Below are 18,849 nucleotides of genomic sequence, written 5' to 3' on the forward strand. Positions count from 1 at the left end.
GGGGCTACTCACCGCACCGGGGGCATGGTCCGTTCGTTCGGATCGACACCCGGCGGCATGTGCGCGCCGTTGTTCGGCACATCTGGCCGCGGCGCGTTCGCGGCGCCGCGAATGTACATGCCAGGAGGCGGATTCTCGCAGTAGTTCCACTTCGGAATCGAGCCGTCCTGCACGGTTTCGTTACGGATCTGCGGGGTGTTGTAGGTGCAGAACGGGCGCGGCCACAGATCGAGGATCGCGTGGAACTCGCCGTCGTGCGCCGGCACACCCAGCGCCTCGGCACCGGCCGCGAGCGAGGGGAACAGCGCGCGCAGCGCGGGCAACCGCAGCTGCGCGGCCTTGGTCATCGCCGAGAAGTTGGCGGCCAGGCTGGTGATCGGGTCGCTGGTCTTGTCGAGCACCGCGCCGAGCCCGGCCAGCTGCCCCGGCGCCCGCTCCAGCACGCCCTGCAGTTCGGCGTTCGCGTTGTTGAACTGCTCGAACAGCGTGCCGGAGTTGCGGGTCAGCGTGGCGAGGTCGGGCTGAGCGTTGGAGGTGGTCTCGGCGATGGTGCGCAGGTTGCTGATCAGGTTGGTGGTCTGCGGCAGCAGGCTGTCGAAGCCGGCCATGGCCAGGCTGATGCCGTTGACCATGCCGCGCAACTGATCCGGGCCACCGCTGAGCGCGGTGTCGAGCTCGCTGAGGATCACGCCGAACTTGTCCGGGTCGACCTGCGCGATGAGGGCGCTGGAATTGTCCAGCACGGACCAGATCGGGGTCGGGGTCTTGATCTTGGCGGCATCGAACTTGATCACCGCGCCGTCCCCGAGGTAAGGGCCCTGCTCGGTGCCGGGGCGGAAGTCGATGTACTGCTCGCCCGCACCGGAGAGCGCCTGCACCGAGATGTCGGTGTCGACCGGGATCTTGAACTTGCTCTCGATCTGGGCCGACGCCGCGATGGCCTGGCCGCGATCGGTGAGTTCGATCGAGGTCACCTTGCCGATGCGATAGCCGCGCAACGTCACGTCGTTGCCCGGCTGCAGCCCGCCGGAACGGTCCAGGTTCACCGTGACGGTGTAGTTGGACCGCAACGGGTTGACCCGCATAACGCTCACCATCAGATAGGCGGCGCCGATGACGAACACCAGCACCAGGCCGATGGTCGACAGGATCAGCTTGTGCTCCTTCAGCTTCGCGATCACCGGTGACCCCCCTGCACTCGGGACTGCACGATCTGCAGCACCTGGATCAGGCTGCCCGCGAAGTCCTGCAGATCCTGCACGTTCTGCAGCCTGCCGTGCTCCGGGTCGGTCAGCGCGCTGAGGTCGAGGTTGGTCGCGGTGGCGTAGACCGCGAAGCTCTTGCCCTTGAAGGTCGCGTCGAGCTTGGGCCGCAACACATGTGCCCGATCGAGCAGGATCTCGAGGTTGTCGCCGGTGGCCGAGAGCGCGTCCATCAGCTGCCGGGTGTTGTCCAGCAGACTGCCGAGCTGCTCGCCGGAGGTGTTGGCGTAGTCGCCGAGCGCGGCGCTGGTGGTCGACACCTTGGTGAGCAGATCACCGATGGCGCGGTTGTTCTCGGCGATCGCGCCGATCATCTGCGGCAGGGTGTCGGCCACCTGGCCGAGTTCGTTGCGCCGGGTCTCGATGGTGTTGGCCAGTGCGCTGAACTCGGTCAGCACCCCGTCCACCTTCGCGCTGTTGTCGTTCAAACTGCCGATCACCCCGGTCATTTCGGTGATCAGGTGGGAAAGCTGGCCGCCGCGCCCGCCGACGATGGAGTCCAGCTCCGAGGTCAGCTTGCTGAGGCTGGCGACGCCACCACCGTTGAACAGCATGGAGATCGAGATCAGCAGCTGCTCGACGGTCGCGCCCGCAGAGGTCTTGTCCAGCCCCAGGGTGGCGCCGTCGCGCAGCATGGTCGCGCCCGACTCGGTCTTCGGCTTGGACACCGCGATGAACACGTCACCGAGCGGGGTGGCCTGGCGCAGCTCGGCCGTGCTGCCCTCGGGCAACTCGATGTCCTTGCTGATCTGCAGGTCGACGACCGCCTGGAAGTTCTTGGTCGTGATCTTGGAGACCACGCCGACATCCGAGCCGCCGATCTTCACCTTCGCCTGATCGGGCAGGTTCAGTGCGTTCTCGAAAACCGCGTGAACCGTGTAGGTTTCGCCGCCGACACCCGGTTTGGGCAGCGGCAGCTTCTCCACCGTGAGACCGCACCCGGAGGTGACCGACACGGCCGCCACCGCCGCCACCGCCATCAGCGCCCGTCGTGCCTTGATCGTCATTCGATACGTCATTTCGTCAGTCCGAGCAGCGCTGCCGTGAGGCCGTAATCCGGCCCGAAGTCCTGGCCGTATCCGGTACGGCAGCCCTCCGCCTTCATCTGGATGCGTTCGCAGAACAGGCTCAGGATGTCGCCGGTGAGGGCCGTGCCGATGACCGCGTGCAGGCGCACGTAGCCGTGCTCGCGGTTCATGATCTTGTCGACGTTCTGGAAGGCCAGCGGCGCCACGTCGACGACCTCGGTGATGCCGTAGGCGTTGTCGCGCAACTGCTGGGTGACATTGGTGAGTCCGGCCATCGAACCCGCCAGCTGGTCCTGGTACTGCACCAGGGTCGTGCTGGTGTTGGCGAGGAAGTCGTTGATCTGGTTCAACGTCGCCTGCAAACCGGGGGACTGCTCCGCGAGCAGCCCGGTGAGCTGGGTCATCCGGTTGCTGAAATCGCGCACCGACTGGTCGTTGTCGGCCAGCATCGTGGTCAGCTCGTTCAGCTTCACGATGATGTTGGACACCGCGTCCTTGTTGTCGACACCGATCTTCAGCGCGCCGGACAGGGCGTTGAGCGTGTCACGCATCTTCTCGCCGTTGCCGTTCACCATCGGGTACAGCACCCGGCCCGAGAGCGGGCCGATGCCTTCGCTGCCCGGTTCCGGCTTGAGCGCGGCGGCGAACTGATCGATGGTCTTGATCATCGTGTCCAGCTCGACCGGCGTCTTGGTCTTGGCCAGCGGCAGGTGCGCACCGTCGGCCAGCGTGTCGCCCTTGGTGTAGACCGGGGTGAGCTCGACGTGCCGGTCGGTCACGATGGACGGCGAAATGATCGCAGCCATCGCGTCTTTCGGAATCTTCACGTCGTTGTTGATCGACATGTGCACCTCGACGAGGGTGCCCTTCGGCACGATCTTCTCGACCTTGCCGACATCGAGCCCGAGCACGGTGATCGGGTTGCCCTCGTAGATGCCCGCGATGTTCTCGAAGTCCGCGGTGATCCGAATCGTCTGGCCCAGTGCGTTGTTCACCGAGGACGGCACCAGCGAGCAGCTTCCGACGGTCAGTGCGGCCGCGCTGGCCAGCACCAGCTTGGCGAGGGAACGGAGTTTGACGGTCTTGGCGAAGCTCATCCCTGGCACCCCTCGATCGCATTGGCGAAGCACAACCAGTTGTCCGGGAACAGCCACGGAAGACCGACGTCGCCGTACGGTCCGCTGCCGCCCCAGGAGTTCGCCAGGTAGCGCACCGTCGGCGGCATCAGCGAAAGCAACCGGTCCAGATTGTCCTTGTTCTTCTGCAGGCCCTCGGCCATGGTGTTGAGCTGCTGGATGGTCGGGCCGAGCTGGTTGTCGTTCTCCGCGCCGATCGCCTGCAGCTGCTTGGTGAGCTGGGCGACGTTGTCGAGCAGCTGACGCAGCAGCCCCTGCCGCTCCATCACCCGGTTCGCGATGGCCTCGCCCTGGGTGATCACCAGCAGCACGCTGTTGCGGTTGTCGCCCAGGATCTGGGTGACCCGGTTCAGGTCCTTGAGCAGGCTGTCCACCTCGTCGCGGCGGGTGTCCATCACCTTGGCCAGCGCGCCGACGCTGTCGAGCGCCTGCGCCATCAGCTGCGGCGAATCGCCCATCTGCTGATTGATCAGGTTCAGCGACTCGGACAGCTTCTTGGTGTCGAGCGCCTCGAACTTCGGCGTGCCGACCTGCACCACATCGGCGAGGTTGTACGGAACGGCGGTGTTGGACACCGGGATTCGGCCGCCCTTCAGGCCGGTGCCGTCACCGGGCTCCAGATCCACATACCGGGCACCGAGCAGCGTCGCCATCTTGATCGACGCGCGCGCGTCCGGCCCGAGCTTCACCCCGTTGTCGACGCTCAGCGTCAGCAGCACGTGGTCGCCCTCGAGTTTCGCGCCGTCCACCCGGCCGCTCGTCACGCCCGCGATGGCCACCCGGTCGCCGACCTTGATGCCCGCGGCCTGCACGAACTCGGCCTTGATCGACTGCTCACCGACGCCGAGCAGCTTGATCGCGCTGGAGGCGAGCAGCAGCGCGACGATGAGCGCGCCGCCGATGATGCCCAGCCAGAAGTAGCGGTTGTTGTCGAACTTGGTCTTGAGCTTGGTCATCATGGGCGGCACACCGCCGAGTGCGAAGTGCCGCCGATCTGCGAGAACAGACCGCGCGGGAACAGCACGCCGTACAGCGAGACGTCCAAGCCGCACAGGTAGGCGTTGGCGTAGCCGCCCTCGGAGGTGTGCTTGCCACCGATCGAGACGATGTTCGGCAGGTCGATCGCCATCTGGTCGAGCTTGGCGCCGTTGTTCAGCAGCAGCGTGAGGGCCGCGCTGGTGGAGTTCTGCGCGGTCTGCAGCTTCGGCTGGATGTTGCCGACCATGTCCACCAGCGAGCTGGTGGCGTTCGCGATCTGCACGGTCGAGGACTGCAACGACTGACCCTGCTCGTACAACCCGCCGATCAAGGCCCGGGTCTGGGTCACCAAGGTCTCCAATTCATCACCTCGTTTGGCCAACCCCGACATCACGCCGGACAGGTTGACGATCACATCGGACAGGATCGCGTCCCGCCGCTGGAAATCGGTGGCCAGCTGCGCGGCCTGCACGATGAACGCGCTCAACGAGACTCCGTCGCCCTGCAGGGCCTGGATGAAGGTCTCGGACAGCCGGTTCACCTGCTCGGGCTGCAGCGCCTGGAACAGCGGTTGAAAACCGTTGAGCAGGCCCGAGACGTCGAACGACGGCTCGGTGCGCTCCAGCGGAATCGATCCGTTGTTCTTCAGCTGCGCCGGGCTCGGCGCCTTGCCCGGCGCCAGCGCGACGTAGCGCTGCCCGATCAGGTTCTGGTAACGCACCAGGGCTTTGGTGTCGTCGAACAGGGTTTGATCCCGCTGCACGACGAAGGTCACCTTCGCCACCTGCTTCTTGGACTTCGGATCGCGGTTCAGCTCGATCTTCTCGACCTTGCCGACCCGCACGCCGGCCATCCGGACGTCGTCACCGGTATGCAAGCCGAGCACATCGGAGAACGTCGCGGAGTAGGTGTTGGTGTCGCCCTGGACGATGCGCGCCAGGGTATTCCAGACGACGACCGTCACCAGGATGGAGACGAGCGCGAAGATGCCGAACCCGATCAGCGGCTTTTTTATACTCATCGGCTCGCCTCGCTCTGGGCCACGTGCATGGTCCCGCCCTTCAAGATCGAGCTCAACAGCAGGTATTCGGCGGTGGTCGGCTGCCGCCCGAGCAGCTGGGTGATCGCGGCGTCGCCCTGGTAGGAGATCTCCCCGACCTTCGGTGTGCCCGCCGGTGCGGCGGCCGGCGCCACCGGGCCCGGCGCGGGCGCCGGAGCGGGGGCGGGCTGCTGTCCGAACAGACCGGGCAACATCGGGAACAGGCCCTCCAGCGGCGTGCCCGCGAACGGGCGCGGCTCGCCGGCCACCGGGCCCGCAGCAGCCGCCGGGTTGGGCATGGTGACGCCCGGGATCAACGGCAGGCCCGGCATCGGCACTACCGGCGGCAGCCCGGCGGCCGATTCCAGCGCGCGCGGCTTCAGCTTGTCCGGCAGCGGCGGCAGTTCGTTCACTGCGGGCGCGGTGGCACAGCTCGGTCCGGCCAGCTCGCCGTAGCGCGGGCAGTCGGCCACGGTGTACGGCTTGTACGGCGTGAGCGTGATACCCGCGTTCCAGCGCTGCTGCTGTTGCGGACCCCAGGTGAAGGTGGTGTCCATCCGGCGCACCATCTCACTGAGATTCAGGATCGTGTTGGTGATCGCGGACGGATCCGCGGCCACCGCGCCGAACATATCGCTCATGCCCACGGTGACCTGCTTGCCCACGTCACCATTGCGCGCGAACAGATCGTTCACGGTGTCGACCGTGCTGCCGGTGCCGGTGATCAACGCGACGAGATCGGTGCGCCGGTCGGCGATGGTGCGCGCGGTATCGACGGAAGTGCCGAGCACATCGAGCAATTCGGGCGCGGACTGGTTCAGCGCGTGCATCGACGCGGACAGGTCACCGAGCATCACGCCGAGGTTCGGGATGGAGTCGTCCACCGACTGCAACCAGCGATCGAACCGTTCGACGGTGGAGCCGGGCATCCGGCCGCTGCCGTCGAGCGCCTGCGAGAGCGTGCCGAGCACGCGCCCGAACTGCATCGGATCGATCCGGTCCAGGATGTTGCGCACCGTGGTCAGGGTGTCCTGCAGCGCGAGCGTGCCCGCGCTGCGGTCCTCCTCGATGACCGAACCCTCGCGCAGATACTGATCGGCCGGGCCATTGAAGACCAGCTCGACCGAGGTGACCGCGAACAGGTTGCTCGGCACCACCCGCGCGGTGACGTTCGACGGCACGCCCTTCGCGAACTCGGGCTTCATCTCGATCTGCACCTTCTGCAGCTCGCCCTTGGCCGCGACCTCGACGTCGGCGACCTCGCCGACGAGCACGCCGCGGAACTTGACGTCCGCCTTCTCCGGCAGCCCGTCACCCGTGGTGGTCAGGTTCGCGACGACGTTGACCTTGTCGACGAAGTAACCGGTGTATCGGCCCATCAAGAACGCCAGCACGATCGCGAAGACGACCAGCCCGCCGACACCCGCGAGGAGCAGCTGGCGCATGGTGGGACCACGCCCACTCGGATCAATGATCATCTCGTCCTACCCTGAGATCCGGATTCCGGCGGTGACGCCCCAGATCGCCAATGTCATGAACAGATTCGCGAAGACGACCGCGATGATGCACACCTTGATCGCCCGGCCGGCCGCGACACCGACACCCTCCGGTCCACCGGAGGCGAAGAAACCGTAGTAGCACTGGATGAACGTGGTGACCGCGACGAACAGGATCGCCTTCACCAGCGAATAGACCACGTCGGTCGGTACCAGGAATTGGTAGAAGTAGTGCTGGTAGGTGCCGCTGGCGGTGCCGCCGATCAGTTGCACGGTCAGCGAGCAGGAGATGTAGGCCATCGCCAGGCCCAGGCAGTACAGCGGGATGATGGCGATCATCGCGGCGAACATCCGGGTGCTGATCAGGTAGGGCAGCGGCCGGATCGCGATGGACTCCAGCGCGTCGATCTCCTCGGAGATCCGCATGGCGCCCAGCTGCGCGGTGAACCGGCAGCCCGCCTGCGCGGCGAACGCGATCGTGGCGAGCAGCGGGCCGATCTCCCGGGTGGTGGCGAACGCGGAGATCGCGCCGGTGATCGGGCTCAGGCCGAGCAGGTTCAGCGAGTTGTAGCCCTGGATGCCGACGGTCATCCCGCCGAAGGCGCTGAGGATGACCACGACGCCGATGGTGCCGCCACCGACGACCAGGTTCCCGTTGCCCCAGGTGACATCCGAGAGCAGCCGCCACACTTCCTTCGGGTAGTGCTTGAGCGCCAACGGAATCGAGCCGATCGAGCGCAACAGGAAGAACACCTGGTGGCCCAGTTTGGCGAGCAGGTTCGCCGGCGCCGACGCGCCCTTGCGGAGCTGTTGGAACGGCCGCAGCAGCGGGGGAACATATGTCGACGACACTCAGACCACCTGGGACGGGAACAGTGCGTTGTACACCTGAGTGATTATCAGGTTCACGCCGAACAACATGATCGCCGAACTCACCACCGCCGAATTGACCGCGTTGGCCACGCCGCCCGGGCCGCCGCGGGCATTCAGTCCGTTGTCGCACGCGATGATCGCCGCGAGCAAACCGAATATCAGCGATTTCACCAGTGCGACAAGAAGATCACGCGTGACGGCGAACGAGGAGAACGTACCGATATATGAACCGGGCGTTCCGTTCTGCGCGAAAATATTGAAGATGTAACCGGTCAAGAAACCGACGAAGACGACGAAGCCGCACAGCAGCACACTGACCAGCATGGCCGCGCCGAGGCGCGGAGCAACCAGCCGGCGCATCGGGTCGACGCCCATCACCTTCATCGCGTCGATCTCTTCGCGGATGGTGCGCGAGCCGAGGTCGGCGCAGACCGCGGAGCCGACCGCGCCGGCGATCATCAGCGAGGTGACGAGGGGAGCGCCCTGCTGGATGATGCCGAGGCCGTTGGCCGCGCCGATGAAGGAGGTCGCACCGACCTGCCCGGCGATCGAGCCGACCTGGATCGATACGATGACACCGATCGGAATGGCGACGAGCAGCGTGGGCGCCGCCGAGACGCTCGACATGAACGCGCACTGGCGGATGAACTCACGAAAAGGGAAGCGGCGACGGAAGATCGAGACGAAAAGTTCGGCAACCGCCGCGATCCCCATGGTGATCTGGCGACCGAAGGTTTCCAGCGAAGCCTTCGGATGGTCTGCCCAGTAACCCTTGGTCCAATCGACCGCATCACTCATCCGTGACCCTGTTGGTGGACTCTCGGTCGACTGCACTGGCTAACCCCTCTCGACGCCGGTTGGCTGCCCCGACGACTTGTTTGCTTGACGCACCTTACTACGTAGTAAGCCAGAACACACCACCCTCTTGTGATTGCAGTCATAGACCTCCGCCACAGCGCACGTAACGCTATGACGTGGGACATCGACATTGGGGCATAGCCCAAACAGGTGGGCCGCAACGTTGGCACAAGTGACAGGTCAAGCAGGGAAACGACGGCTCGGAACGGACCATCCGGGCAATTTGTTCGGACAATATTCAGGCAAAATCACTTTCGATTCCGGAACCGTACGAAACGGACCGCACTACTACCGAAGTACAAACAGGAACCGAACAAAAGGATTTTCCATAGCTTTTCGCTATGGACAATAGGGTTGATCTCGGGCCGTCGTGGACACCCTGCTGTAGATGACGCGCCCGGACAGAATTACTGACACGATGGGTGCGACAGATTGATATCGTGCGGGCTTCCGACGTCTGGAGGGACATGTTCAGCAAACTCGCCAAGGTGGCCAACGCCGCCTTCGCCGTAGCCCTGGGTGCGGCGCTGCTGGGGACGGGCGCGGGGGCCGCGCAGGCCGATCCCGGCCCACCGGTCGTGGGCGGCGGCTCCGGCATCATCATCTCCGACACGCCGGGAGCCCTCAGCGACCAGTTGTTCGAGTGCACGGTCACCACGGTCGGCCGCGACGGCGCGGGGCGCCTCGTCGGCTTCACCGCCGGGCACTGCGGCGAACCCGGCTACGAGGTGTACGCCGAGGCCGACCGCGGCGCCGGCGTGATCGGCCGGTTCGTCTACTCCAACCACGACCTGGACTACGCCGTCCTGGAATTCAACGAGAACAAGATGATCCCGGTGAACCGGATCGGCAACGTCACCATCACCGGGCTCGGCGGACCGGCCCAGTTCCCGACGATCGTCTGCAAGGAAGGCCGGACCACCGGCAATACCTGCGGCATCAGCTGGGGCGACGTGTTCGGGTCGAACACCGAGACCTGGAGTCAGATGTGCGTCGTGGAAGGCGATTCCGGCGCACCGGTCGTCGTCGGCTCCACGCTGGTCGGCATGGTCAACGCCTACCTCGCCGTCGCGTGCTTCGGCCCCGAGGTGGGCACCAACATGTCCACGATCACCGACGACGTCAACGCCCGCGGCGGCATCGGAGCGGGATTCCGCCCGATCTGACGTTCCCCGAAACAGCACGGCGGCGCACCACTGCGACAGTGGTGCGCCGCCTTTTTGTGCACACCCTCACTGCGCCGCTCGCTCGTCCGACTGCGGCGCTCGCTCGCTCGGCGCGAGGGCGGGTCCGGTGGCCGCGGCACACTGCGGCAGGCAGTCCACGTTGTCCAGGGCCGGCGGGCGCCGCGGCGAACGCAGCAGCACACCGGCGAGCACCGCGCCCGCGATCAGCAGCCCGACGCAGATCCACATGGCCTTGGCGAAGCCGCGGTCGAACGCGACGGAATCGCCCAGCGCACCGGAGATTCCGGCCAGGCCGGGCAGCGCGGCGACGGCGAGCAGTTGCGCGGTGCGCGCGACCGCATTGTTCACCCCGGAGGCGATGCCCGCCTCGCTCGACGGCACCGCGCCGAGCACTGCCCCGGTCAGCGGGGCGACCAGCGCGGTGAGCCCGAGCCCGAAGACGAGCACGCCGGGCAGCACATCGGTGACATACGTGGTGTCCGGGCCGATCCGGAGCAGCAGCACCAGCCCACCCGCGGCGAGCAACGGACCGACCGTCATCGGCAGGCGCGGGCCGTGCACCTGCGCCCACCGGCCCGCCCGCGCGGACAGCAGCAACATGACCAGCGTGACGGGCACGGTCGCGACACCCGACATAAGTGGTGAATACCCCGCCACCAGTTGCAGTTCCAGCACCAGCAGGAAGAACACGCCGCCGAGCGCGGCGTACACCGCGAGCGTGACCAGGTTGGCCGCGGTGAAGACCCGCGAGGCGAACAACGCCGGCGGCACCAGCGGATGGTCGCTGCGCAATTCGATCGCCACGAACGCGGCGAGCAGCAGCAGCCCGCCGACCACGAGCAGCGGCATGGTGTCGATCAGGCCGAAGGTCAGCGCGCCGAGGGCGAGCGCGACCACGAACGCGCCCGGCACGTCCAATCGGGTGCCGGCGTTCGGATCACGGCTCTCCGGCACATGTTTCAACGCGACCAGCACGACCACCACCGCGAGCGGCACATTGATGAAGAAGATGGAGCGCCAGCCCGCCACCTCGATCAGCCAACCGCCGAGGAACGGGCCGAGCGCGCCGGAGACGCCGGCGAACCCCGACCACAAACCGATCGCCGCGCCCTGATCACGCCGATCGATCGACGAGGAGATCAGGGCGAGGCTGCCCGGGGTCAGCATCGCACCGGCCACACCCTGCAGAATCCGGGCGAACACCAGCATCTCGATGTTCATCGCGGCGCCGCACAGCACCGAGGCGAGCGCGAACGCGATGGTGCCCCAGACGAATACCTTGCGCCGGCCGAGCCGGTCGCCCAGCGAGCCGCCGAGCAGGATGAACGACGCCAAGGTCAGCGTGTAACCGTTCAGTGTCCATTGCAGGCCCGCGACGTCGGTGTCGAGCGATTCGCCGATCCGGGGCAGCGCGATGTTCACGACGGTGGCGTCCAGCGAAGCCACCGACGAACCGAGGATCGTGCCGAGCAGAATCCAGCGCCCGGTGGACGATTTCAGCCGCGGGAGATCAGTCGTGCTCACCGACCCAACATAGTGCGCAGGATCGAACAGCGGCGGTATTCCGGTGGTGTCAGAGTTCCTGGACGCAGACCACGAAACGCCGTTCCTCGTAGACATAGCCGGAACCGCTGTCGCAGGCGCTGACATCGCTCGCGCCCTCGACCCGGTTGACCACCTTGACGCCCTTCTGCGGCGTCGCGCCGGTGCAGTCGATCCGCTTGGGATCGTCGCCGCCGACATCCATGCAGCCGCCGACCACCCAGTCGATATCCAGGCAGTACGCGCCCTGTTCGATGCCGTTGAGGGTTTCGGCGTAGTAGTTGTCGGCGTCGCCGACGCAGGCCGTGCTCTTGGGCGCCTTGCCGATCACCTTGTAGTTGGCTGCCCGGCTGCCGCACGAGGCCTTCGCGATGGTGGCGTTGCTGGTCGTGCCGCCGAGCGTGACGCAGTCGCCGATGTTCGCCTCGAAGTCGGTGTTGCCACCTTTGTTCGTGCTGGTGGGCGCCGGCTTGCCGGACGAAGGCTTGGGCGTGACCGAGACGGCATCGATGGTGCCGTTGTTCACCGCGGGCTGCGCGTGACCGCTGATGGTGGAGCTACAGCCCACCAGCGCGAGGGCGGCAACACCGACCAACGTCGCAAACGCGACACGACCCCAGGTCAGTTGACCAGACACGTACAGTCCTCCCGAGCTGTAGTGCTTCGAACTCGGACCCCCTGGAAAGAATTCGAAGTGCGCAAAGCAGTGCTTGAAATACACGCCATGCATACACCATGGACCGCGCACACGTCGACCCGACTGCGGAATCAGGCTGCTAGCAACCGATCTGAGTACAGTGGTGTTTTCGGTGCGAGAGGAGTTTGTCCGTGAAGCTGATCAGCGCGATCGTATGCGCGACTGCCGCGGCGGGGGTCTCGCTGACCTTTTCCGGCACCGCCTCAGCTACCGACGTGCAATGCACTTCGGCGCATGGGACCGACATCACCGTAATCGACGGCAGGACCGCCTGCCGGGCAGCCACCGACCTGCTGGGTGAGGCCAAATCGCTCGGTATCGACGGTATCGGTTACGCGAATGCCACGGCAGGCGCCCGCGCGCTCGGCATCGGCATCGCGGGCGGGGTCGGCGCGGGCGAGGGTTCGGGCGGCATACCGCTGGCGATCGGCGTCGGACAGGACGCCATCGCGCTCAGTTCCATTGATCGCGACGATGTTTCGTCCGCCTGGCCGCCGGTGCTCGCGGTCTCGGTCGCCTTCGAAGGGTCGCGCGCGAGCGCGCGGACCGCCGAGGCCGACGTGGTCTGCCTGGGCGGCGGGGCCTTCGCCTGGAATTCGAGCACCGGCGACACCTGCCTCAGCACCCCGCTGGGCCGCTGGCAGACCGGCGACGAGCGGTTACCCTGAGGGACGGTCCGACGATCGGTGGTCAGGAGGTGACCTCATGGTTTCGGCAACGGCGGCAGGCGGCTTCGACGGTCGCGCCGAGCGCGGCGAACTCCTCCCGCCCCGGGAGATGCTGGTCGACCCGCGCTTCATCCGGCTCGCGGACCAATTCTTCGGCATGTTCGAGCAACCCAGCCGCGGCGGCGGCGCGCTGGCCGTCTACCTCGACGGCAGGCCGGTGGTCGACATCTGGGGCGGCTGGGCCGCCAAGGACCGGCGCTGGAACGGCGAGACCGTCGCGCTGACCTTCTCCACCGGCAAGGGCGTCGCCTCCACCGTCGTGCACCGGCTCGCCGAGCGCGGCCTGATCGATTACGACGCGCCCGTGGCCACCTACTGGCCCGAGTTCGGCGCGCACGGCAAGGCCGACATCACGGTGCGCGATGTGCTGTCGCACCGGGCCGGGCTGCATCGGGTGCGCGGCCTGGTACCCGGCCGGGAGGGCATTCTCGACTACGCGGCCGTGGTCACCGCGCTGGCCGAGAGCCCGGCCGACCCGCGCCGCATCCGCACCTCCGGCTATCACGCGATCACCTTCGGCTGGCTGGTCGCCGAGATCGTGCAGCGAGTCACCGGTGATCCGTTCACCGAGGTGGTGCGCCGCGAGATCGCCGAACCGCTCGACCTCGACGAGTTCTGGTTCCGGGTACCGGAATCCGAGCGATACCGGATCGCCAAGATCTTCCCGCACCTGAGCCCGCCCGGGATCCGCTGGAACACCGCGTCATCGGTGCTGTCCTGGGTGCGGCCGATCCGCGGGCTCGCCGAGGCGGGCATGCCGGAGAGCTTCGACGAACTGGTCCGCGACCCGCGGGTGCACGACGCGGTGATGCCCGGCTGGAACGGCGTCTTCTCGGCGCGCGCACTGGCCAGGATGTACGGCGCGCTCGCCAACCGCGGCACGGTGGAACTCCCGCAGCCCGGTGGTGGCCGCCGGACGGTGCGTTTCCTGCGACCGGAGACGATCGAGACGATCAACCAGGTGCAGCCCGCGGAGAGCCGGGACTATGTGCTCGGCCTGCCGCTGCGCTTCACCCTCGGCTATCACCGGCCGGTGCTGATGTCCAAGCAGCAACCGCGAAAAGCGTTCGGCCACTACGGTGTCGGCGGGTCCGGCGCCTACGCCGATCCGGAGCTGGGCATGTCCATCGCGTTCGTCACCAACCGGCTCGGCAACGCGGTGACGGCGCTCGGTGATGCCAGGCTGGCCCGGTTGGCGGCGACGGCGCGAGCCACGGTGCGCAAGGCCAAGCCCGCGGTCACGGTCGACGAGAGCGACTGAGCCACGCCGCGGCGACCGCATGGCCGGGTCGAACCTCAGCCGCGGCCGGCTCGTTGCTATGAGTATGGAAGAGGACGCCGCCGATACCGGCCCGCACGCGCCGCCGATACCGGTCGCGCAGCTACCGCGACCGCGGCCGTTGCTGTGGCACGCACTGCGGGCGGGACTGGATTTCGAGCGGTATTTCCGCTGGCGGCGGGCGCGCGACGGCGACCCCATCTACTGTGAGTTTCCCGGTATGGGGTCGGCGTTGTTCACGGGTACCGCCGCGGGGGCGCGCGAATTGTTCCGGGCACCCGTCGAATCCGTCGAACCGCCGCGGCCCAATCCGATCGAGCCGCTGGTCGGCTCGGCGTCGCTGATCTTGGCCGCGGGTGCGCGGCATCGTCGCGATCGGGCCCTGCTCACGCCCGCGTTCCACAGCACGCGGATCCGCGAATACGGTGCACTCATCAGAGACGTCACCCGCGCGGAACTGGCAGGGGAGACCGGCCCGGCGTGGGTTCCCGGGGTGCGCATCGATGCGCGGGCGGCAGCGCGTTCGATCACGTTGCAGGTGATCCTCACGGCCGTGTTCGGCGTGCACAGCCCACGGCACCGAGCCGAATACGTCGGTGCGATCGGCGCGTTCCTGGACGCGTTCTCCGGGCCGCTGATGCTGCTGCCGGTGTTGCGGCGCAAGGCTTTCGGACGCGGGCCGTGGGATCGGTTCGTCCGGGCGCGGGCCCGGCTGGACCGGTTGATCCGCGCCGACATCGCCCGCCGGCGAGCCGATCCGCACCGCCGCACGACCGACCTGCTCGGCCTGCTGCTGAGCACCCGGTACGACGACGGCACCGCGATTTCCGACACGGAGCTGTGTGACGAGCTGCGCACGCTGCTCGTCGCCGGGCACGAGACCACCGCGACGACTCTCGTCTGGGCGCTGTATCACCTGCACCGCGCGCCGCCGATGCTGGAACGACTACGCGCGGAACTGCGGACCACCGGACGGGAGGCCGATCCGGCGGAGCTGGCGCGGCTGCCCTATCTGGACGCGGTGTGTCAGGAGACGCTGCGGCTGCACCCCGCGGTGCCGATCGTGGTGCGCAGGCTGACCGCGCCGGGCACGCTGTGCGGAATCGCCCTGGCGGCAGGGGACACGATGGGGGTCGCGGTGCCGTTGCTGCATTCGGATCCGGCGGTGTGGTCCGCACCCGAACTGTTTCGCCCGGAGCGGTTTCTCGAACGCCGATATCGGCCCTACGAATTCGCGCCGTTCGGCGGCGGGCATCGGCGGTGCGTCGGCGCGGCGCTGGCGGACTATGAACTGCGAATTGCGTTGGCCACCATTATCGGCGACGTGCGGTTGCACCTGCCGCAACGGTATGCGAACGGACGCACGCCAATTTCGGTGCCGCACAACATAGCAACCGGTCCGCATCGACCGATTCGGTTCGACATCGTGAGTGATTTACGTCACGAAGATGTTTGACCGTGTCGGTGCGGCGGCCTACCAGCGGCGGTCCGCGACGCGGCGGACTCGCCGACGTGACCGGTAACTTTCACTGAACCACGTGAAGGCGGACCGGCTATGTGACGGCTACCACACCAGCCGGTCTGCTCGAATCATTATGAAAGACAACTGGCTTCAGGTCACCCCGGGACGGTAGGAAGGACGGCAGGGTCGGGCCGTCAATACCCGTGGAGTGCTCTGCCGGCTCCCGGGCGAATGAGATCTTTGTTCACGCGCGCGTCTATACGTGCGCGCGAGAGATGGAATGGACGAGAAACCTATGCATGTCGCTTCGCACACCGGGTCGCCAGTCGCGCACCGCCGGGGAGCTCAGCTGTCCCGCCGGTTGCGCGCGGGCGCTCTGCTGTCCGCGACGATCGCGGCGGCCGGTGTCCTCCTGGTCGCCCCCGCGAGCGCCGAGCCCTTCCCCGGGTTCGGTTCCGGGTCCGCCGGGTCGGCGAACGAGCCGGCGCCGCAGCAGCCGAACTTCGCGCCGCCGTCGATCAACATCGCCGACGGCGAGGTCGTCGGGGTGGCGCAGCCGATCATCATCAACTTCAAGGAGCCGGTGCCCGACCACGCGCTCGCCGAGAAGTTCATCAAGATCACCTCGTCGAAGCCGGCGCCGGGCCACTTCTACTGGCGCGGCGACAAGCAGGTGCGCTGGCGGCCGAACGACTACTGGCCGGACAACATCGACGTGCAGGTGGAGGCGGGCGGCACGCGCAGCGCCTTCAAGATCGGCGACGCGTTCGTCAGCACGGCCGACGACAACACCCACACCATCACCATCACCCGCAACGGTGAGGTGGTGAAGACGATGCCGACCTCGATGGGCAAGCCCAAGCACGAGACCCCGAACGGCATCTACATCGTCGGCGAGCAGCTGCCCAAGATGATCATGGATTCGTCCACCTACGGGGTGCCGACCACCGACCCCGAGGGATACAAGCTCGAGGTCGAATACGCGACCCGCATCTCCAACAGCGGCATCTTCGTGCACGCGGCCCCGTGGTCGGTCGGCCAGCAGGGCAAGTCCAACACCAGCCACGGCTGCCTCAACGTGAGCACCGAGAACGCCAAGTGGTTCATGGAGAACTCGCGGCGCGGCGACCCGGTGGTCGTGGAGAACACCCAGGGCGGGGTGCTGAGCTCCAGCGACGGCCTGGGCGACTGGAACTGAGCTAGCCCGGTTCTGCCTGAACTGGTCCGTCGGTTTCCCGGACGACGGACCAGTTTCGCGTTTACGCTCCCGTCAGCTAGACGCGACAACTGATTTCGGGAGAACATGGGTAACTCGGCGGGTACGCCCAAAACTGAACCATCCGCTGAACCGCCTGCCCGGCGCGATTCGATCGCCGCCCCCGACGACCGGCAGAAGTCGCGGAGAGGCGGGGGAGCGCTCGAGATGTTCAACAGGTCGGAGGGCAGCGTTAACCGACTGTTTGCTCCTTTCCGTAGAGTGCGCGACGTGCGAATGCGGCCGGAGCGAGTTCTACCCCAACCGCGTGGACGTGGCTGGCGCGGCCGACCCTGGCAGGACTACGCGCTGTTCCTCGTGCTCGTCGTCCCGAATCTGGCGTTGCTGACGCTGTTCGTCTATCGGCCGTTGATCGACAACATCCGGCTCTCGTTCTACGACTGGAACATCTCCGATCCGGTGGCCACGTTCATCGGGGTGGCGAACTACCGCGAGTGGTGGGGCCGCACCGACTCCTGGGACATCGTCACCAACACCGTGGTATTCACCCTGGCCGCGGTGGTCGGCAGCATGGTGCTGGGCCTGGCGCTGGCCCTGCTGCTGGACCGGAAGCTGTTCGGGCGCAACGTGGTCCGCTCGGCGATCTTCGCGCCGTTCGTGATCTCCGGCGCCGCCATCGGCGTGGCCTTCCAGTTCATCTTCGATCCGAGCTTCGGCCTGGTGCAGGACGTGCTGCACCGGATCGGCGTCGACCAGGTGCCGGACTTCTACCAGAACCCGCACTGGGCGATGTTCATGATCACCGTGACCTACATCTGGAAGAACCTCGGCTACAGCTTCGTCATCTATCTGGCCGCGCTGCAAGGGGTTCGGCCGAGCTGATGGAGGCCGCCGAGATGGACGGCGCGAGCCGCTGGACCACCTTCACCAAAGTGTTGCTGCCGCAGCTGCGCCCGACCACCTTCTTCCTGTCGATCACCGTGCTGCTGAATTCGTTGCAGGTCTTCGACATCATCAACGTGATGACCCGCGGCGGACCGCTCGGCACGGGAACGACGACCATGGTCTTCCAGGTCTATGAGGAGTCCTTCCGCAACTTCCGGGCGGGCTACGGCGCGACCGTCGCCACCATCATGTTCCTGGTGCTGCTGATCGTCACGCTGATCCAGGTTCGCGTCATGGATCGGAACGAACAGTGAAAACCGCAGGGGTAGAGACCCGTTCGTATCGCAGGCGGCAGCGCGGTGTCATGGTGCTCGGCTACGCGGCCATGGTGTGCGTGCTGATCATCGTCGGGGTGCCGCTGTTCTGGATCTTCATCACCTCGTTCAAGGAACGCCCCGACATCTACGTGCAGCCCGCGGTGTACTGGCCGCACAGCTGGCGGCCGGAGAACTATTCCGATGCCACGACGACGCTGCCGTTCTGGACCTTCCTGCGCAACTCGCTGATCGTCACCGGCGTCGTCTCCGCGGTGAAGTTCGTGCTCGGCGTGTTCAGCGCGTACGGACTGGTGTTCCTGCGCTATCCGGGCAAGAACGTGGTGTTCCTGGTGATCATCGCGGCGCTGATGGTGCCGAACCAGATCACCGTGATCTCCAACTACGCCCTGGTTTCCCAGCTCGGCTGGCGAAACACGCTGGTGGGCATCATCGTTCCGCTCTGCGGCGTCGCCTTCGGCACCTTCCTGATGCGCAACCACTTCCTGTCGCTGCCCTCGGAGGTGATCGAGGCGGCCCGGATGGACGGCGCCAACTGGTGGCGGCTGCTCACCCGGGTGGTGCTGCCGATGTCCGGGCCGACCATGGTCGCGTTCGCGGTGGTCACCCTCGTCAACGAGTGGAACGAGTACCTCTGGCCGTTCCTGATGGCGGACGGGCCCGAGGTCGCGACGTTGCCGGTGGGCCTCACGCTGCTGCAGAACACCGAGAACCCGAGCGTCACCAACTGGGGGCCGGTGATGGCGGGCACGCTGCTCACGATGCTGCCCATCCTGCTGGTGTTCCTGGCGCTGCAACGTCACATGATCAAAGGCCTCACCTCGGGTGCGGTCAAGGGTTAGAAACAG

General features: G+C 66.6%; 16 protein-coding genes and 1 pseudogene. 7 read left to right on the forward strand and 10 right to left on the reverse strand.

Annotation, left to right across the window (positions count from 1 at the left end; genetic code table 11):
• Nucleotides 1-8: 8 nt before the first annotated feature.
• The 8 genes from TY25_RS23360 to TY25_RS23395 are packed head-to-tail and all read right to left on the reverse strand — an operon-like array spanning nt 9 to nt 8,610.
• A complete protein-coding gene (locus TY25_RS23360) occupies nt 9-1,181 on the reverse strand; it encodes an MlaD family protein (RefSeq protein ID WP_042259160.1) in 1,173 nt (390 codons plus the stop codon).
• Complete coding sequence (locus TY25_RS23365; RefSeq protein WP_042259161.1) at nt 1,178-2,269, reverse strand: MCE family protein; 1,092 nt, start codon at nt 2,267-2,269, stop codon at nt 1,178-1,180. Before TY25_RS23365 ends, TY25_RS23360 begins: the two co-directional genes overlap by 4 nt.
• An 8-nt stretch (nt 2,270-2,277) precedes the next feature.
• Nucleotides 2,278-3,387 (reverse strand): MCE family protein, encoded by a 1,110-nt coding sequence (locus TY25_RS23370; RefSeq protein ID WP_042259162.1) that lies wholly within the window; start codon nt 3,385-3,387, stop codon nt 2,278-2,280.
• A complete protein-coding gene (locus TY25_RS23375; protein WP_042259163.1) occupies nt 3,384-4,382 on the reverse strand; it encodes an MCE family protein in 999 nt (332 codons plus the stop codon). The genes TY25_RS23370 and TY25_RS23375 overlap by 4 nt, the downstream gene beginning before the upstream one ends.
• Nucleotides 4,382-5,425, reverse strand: a complete 1,044-nt coding sequence (locus TY25_RS23380) for an MCE family protein (RefSeq protein WP_042259164.1) — start codon at nt 5,423-5,425, stop codon at nt 4,382-4,384. The genes TY25_RS23375 and TY25_RS23380 overlap by 1 nt, the downstream gene beginning before the upstream one ends.
• Nucleotides 5,422-6,921, reverse strand: a complete 1,500-nt coding sequence (locus TY25_RS23385) for an MlaD family protein (RefSeq protein WP_042259165.1) — start codon at nt 6,919-6,921, stop codon at nt 5,422-5,424. The genes TY25_RS23380 and TY25_RS23385 overlap by 4 nt, the downstream gene beginning before the upstream one ends.
• 6 nt (nt 6,922-6,927) lie before the next feature.
• Nucleotides 6,928-7,791, reverse strand: coding sequence for an ABC transporter permease (locus TY25_RS23390; protein ID WP_042259166.1), 864 nt, complete (start codon nt 7,789-7,791; stop codon nt 6,928-6,930).
• Entirely contained in the window at nt 7,792-8,610 is an 819-nt protein-coding gene (locus TY25_RS23395) for an ABC transporter permease (protein WP_014989178.1), read from the reverse strand.
• A 527-nt stretch (nt 8,611-9,137) separates the two neighbouring features.
• Here TY25_RS23395 and TY25_RS23400 point away from each other — a divergent pair.
• The gene (locus tag TY25_RS23400; RefSeq protein ID WP_029897474.1) at nt 9,138-9,836 is read left to right on the forward strand and encodes a chymotrypsin family serine protease; all 699 of its coding nucleotides are present in this window, start codon (nt 9,138-9,140) and stop codon (nt 9,834-9,836) included.
• A gap of 66 nt (nt 9,837-9,902) precedes the next feature.
• On the opposite strand, the gene TY25_RS23405 is transcribed toward TY25_RS23400, so the two are convergent.
• Together TY25_RS23405 and lppU are read right to left on the reverse strand one after the other, a co-directional pair.
• Nucleotides 9,903-11,381 (reverse strand): MFS transporter, encoded by a 1,479-nt coding sequence (locus tag TY25_RS23405; protein ID WP_042259167.1) that lies wholly within the window; start codon nt 11,379-11,381, stop codon nt 9,903-9,905.
• A gap of 49 nt (nt 11,382-11,430) precedes the next feature.
• Nucleotides 11,431-12,036, reverse strand: coding sequence for an LppU family putative lipoprotein (gene lppU, locus TY25_RS23410; RefSeq protein ID WP_042259168.1), 606 nt, complete (start codon nt 12,034-12,036; stop codon nt 11,431-11,433).
• A gap of 191 nt (nt 12,037-12,227) precedes the next feature.
• Between lppU and TY25_RS40715 the strand changes: the two genes are divergently transcribed.
• The 6 genes and pseudogenes from TY25_RS40715 to TY25_RS23440 all read left to right on the forward strand — a co-directional run bounded on the left by TY25_RS40715 (nt 12,228) and on the right by TY25_RS23440 (nt 18,843).
• Nucleotides 12,228-12,764: a DUF6764 family protein gene (locus tag TY25_RS40715; RefSeq protein WP_052383137.1), complete on the forward strand. Its 537-nt coding sequence runs from the start codon at nt 12,228-12,230 to the stop codon at nt 12,762-12,764.
• Nucleotides 12,765-12,801: 37 nt separating this feature from the next.
• Nucleotides 12,802-14,085: a serine hydrolase domain-containing protein gene (locus TY25_RS23420; protein WP_042259169.1), complete on the forward strand. Its 1,284-nt coding sequence runs from the start codon at nt 12,802-12,804 to the stop codon at nt 14,083-14,085.
• 58 nt (nt 14,086-14,143) lie between these two features.
• Nucleotides 14,144-15,559 (forward strand): cytochrome P450, encoded by a 1,416-nt coding sequence (locus tag TY25_RS23425; RefSeq protein WP_081869045.1) that lies wholly within the window; start codon nt 14,144-14,146, stop codon nt 15,557-15,559.
• A gap of 301 nt (nt 15,560-15,860) precedes the next feature.
• Nucleotides 15,861-16,763, forward strand: a complete 903-nt coding sequence (locus TY25_RS23430) for a L,D-transpeptidase (RefSeq protein WP_042259248.1) — start codon at nt 15,861-15,863, stop codon at nt 16,761-16,763.
• A 294-nt stretch (nt 16,764-17,057) separates the two neighbouring features.
• A pseudogene (locus TY25_RS23435) lies at nt 17,058-17,980 on the forward strand (carbohydrate ABC transporter permease).
• A gap of 50 nt (nt 17,981-18,030) precedes the next feature.
• Complete coding sequence (locus TY25_RS23440; RefSeq protein ID WP_172595752.1) at nt 18,031-18,843, forward strand: carbohydrate ABC transporter permease; 813 nt, start codon at nt 18,031-18,033, stop codon at nt 18,841-18,843.
• The last annotated feature ends 6 nt before the right edge of the window (nt 18,844-18,849 follow it).

Source organism: Nocardia brasiliensis NBRC 14402, assembly GCF_000308475.2.
Classification (GTDB): Bacteria; Actinomycetota; Actinomycetes; order Mycobacteriales; family Mycobacteriaceae; genus Nocardia; species Nocardia brasiliensis.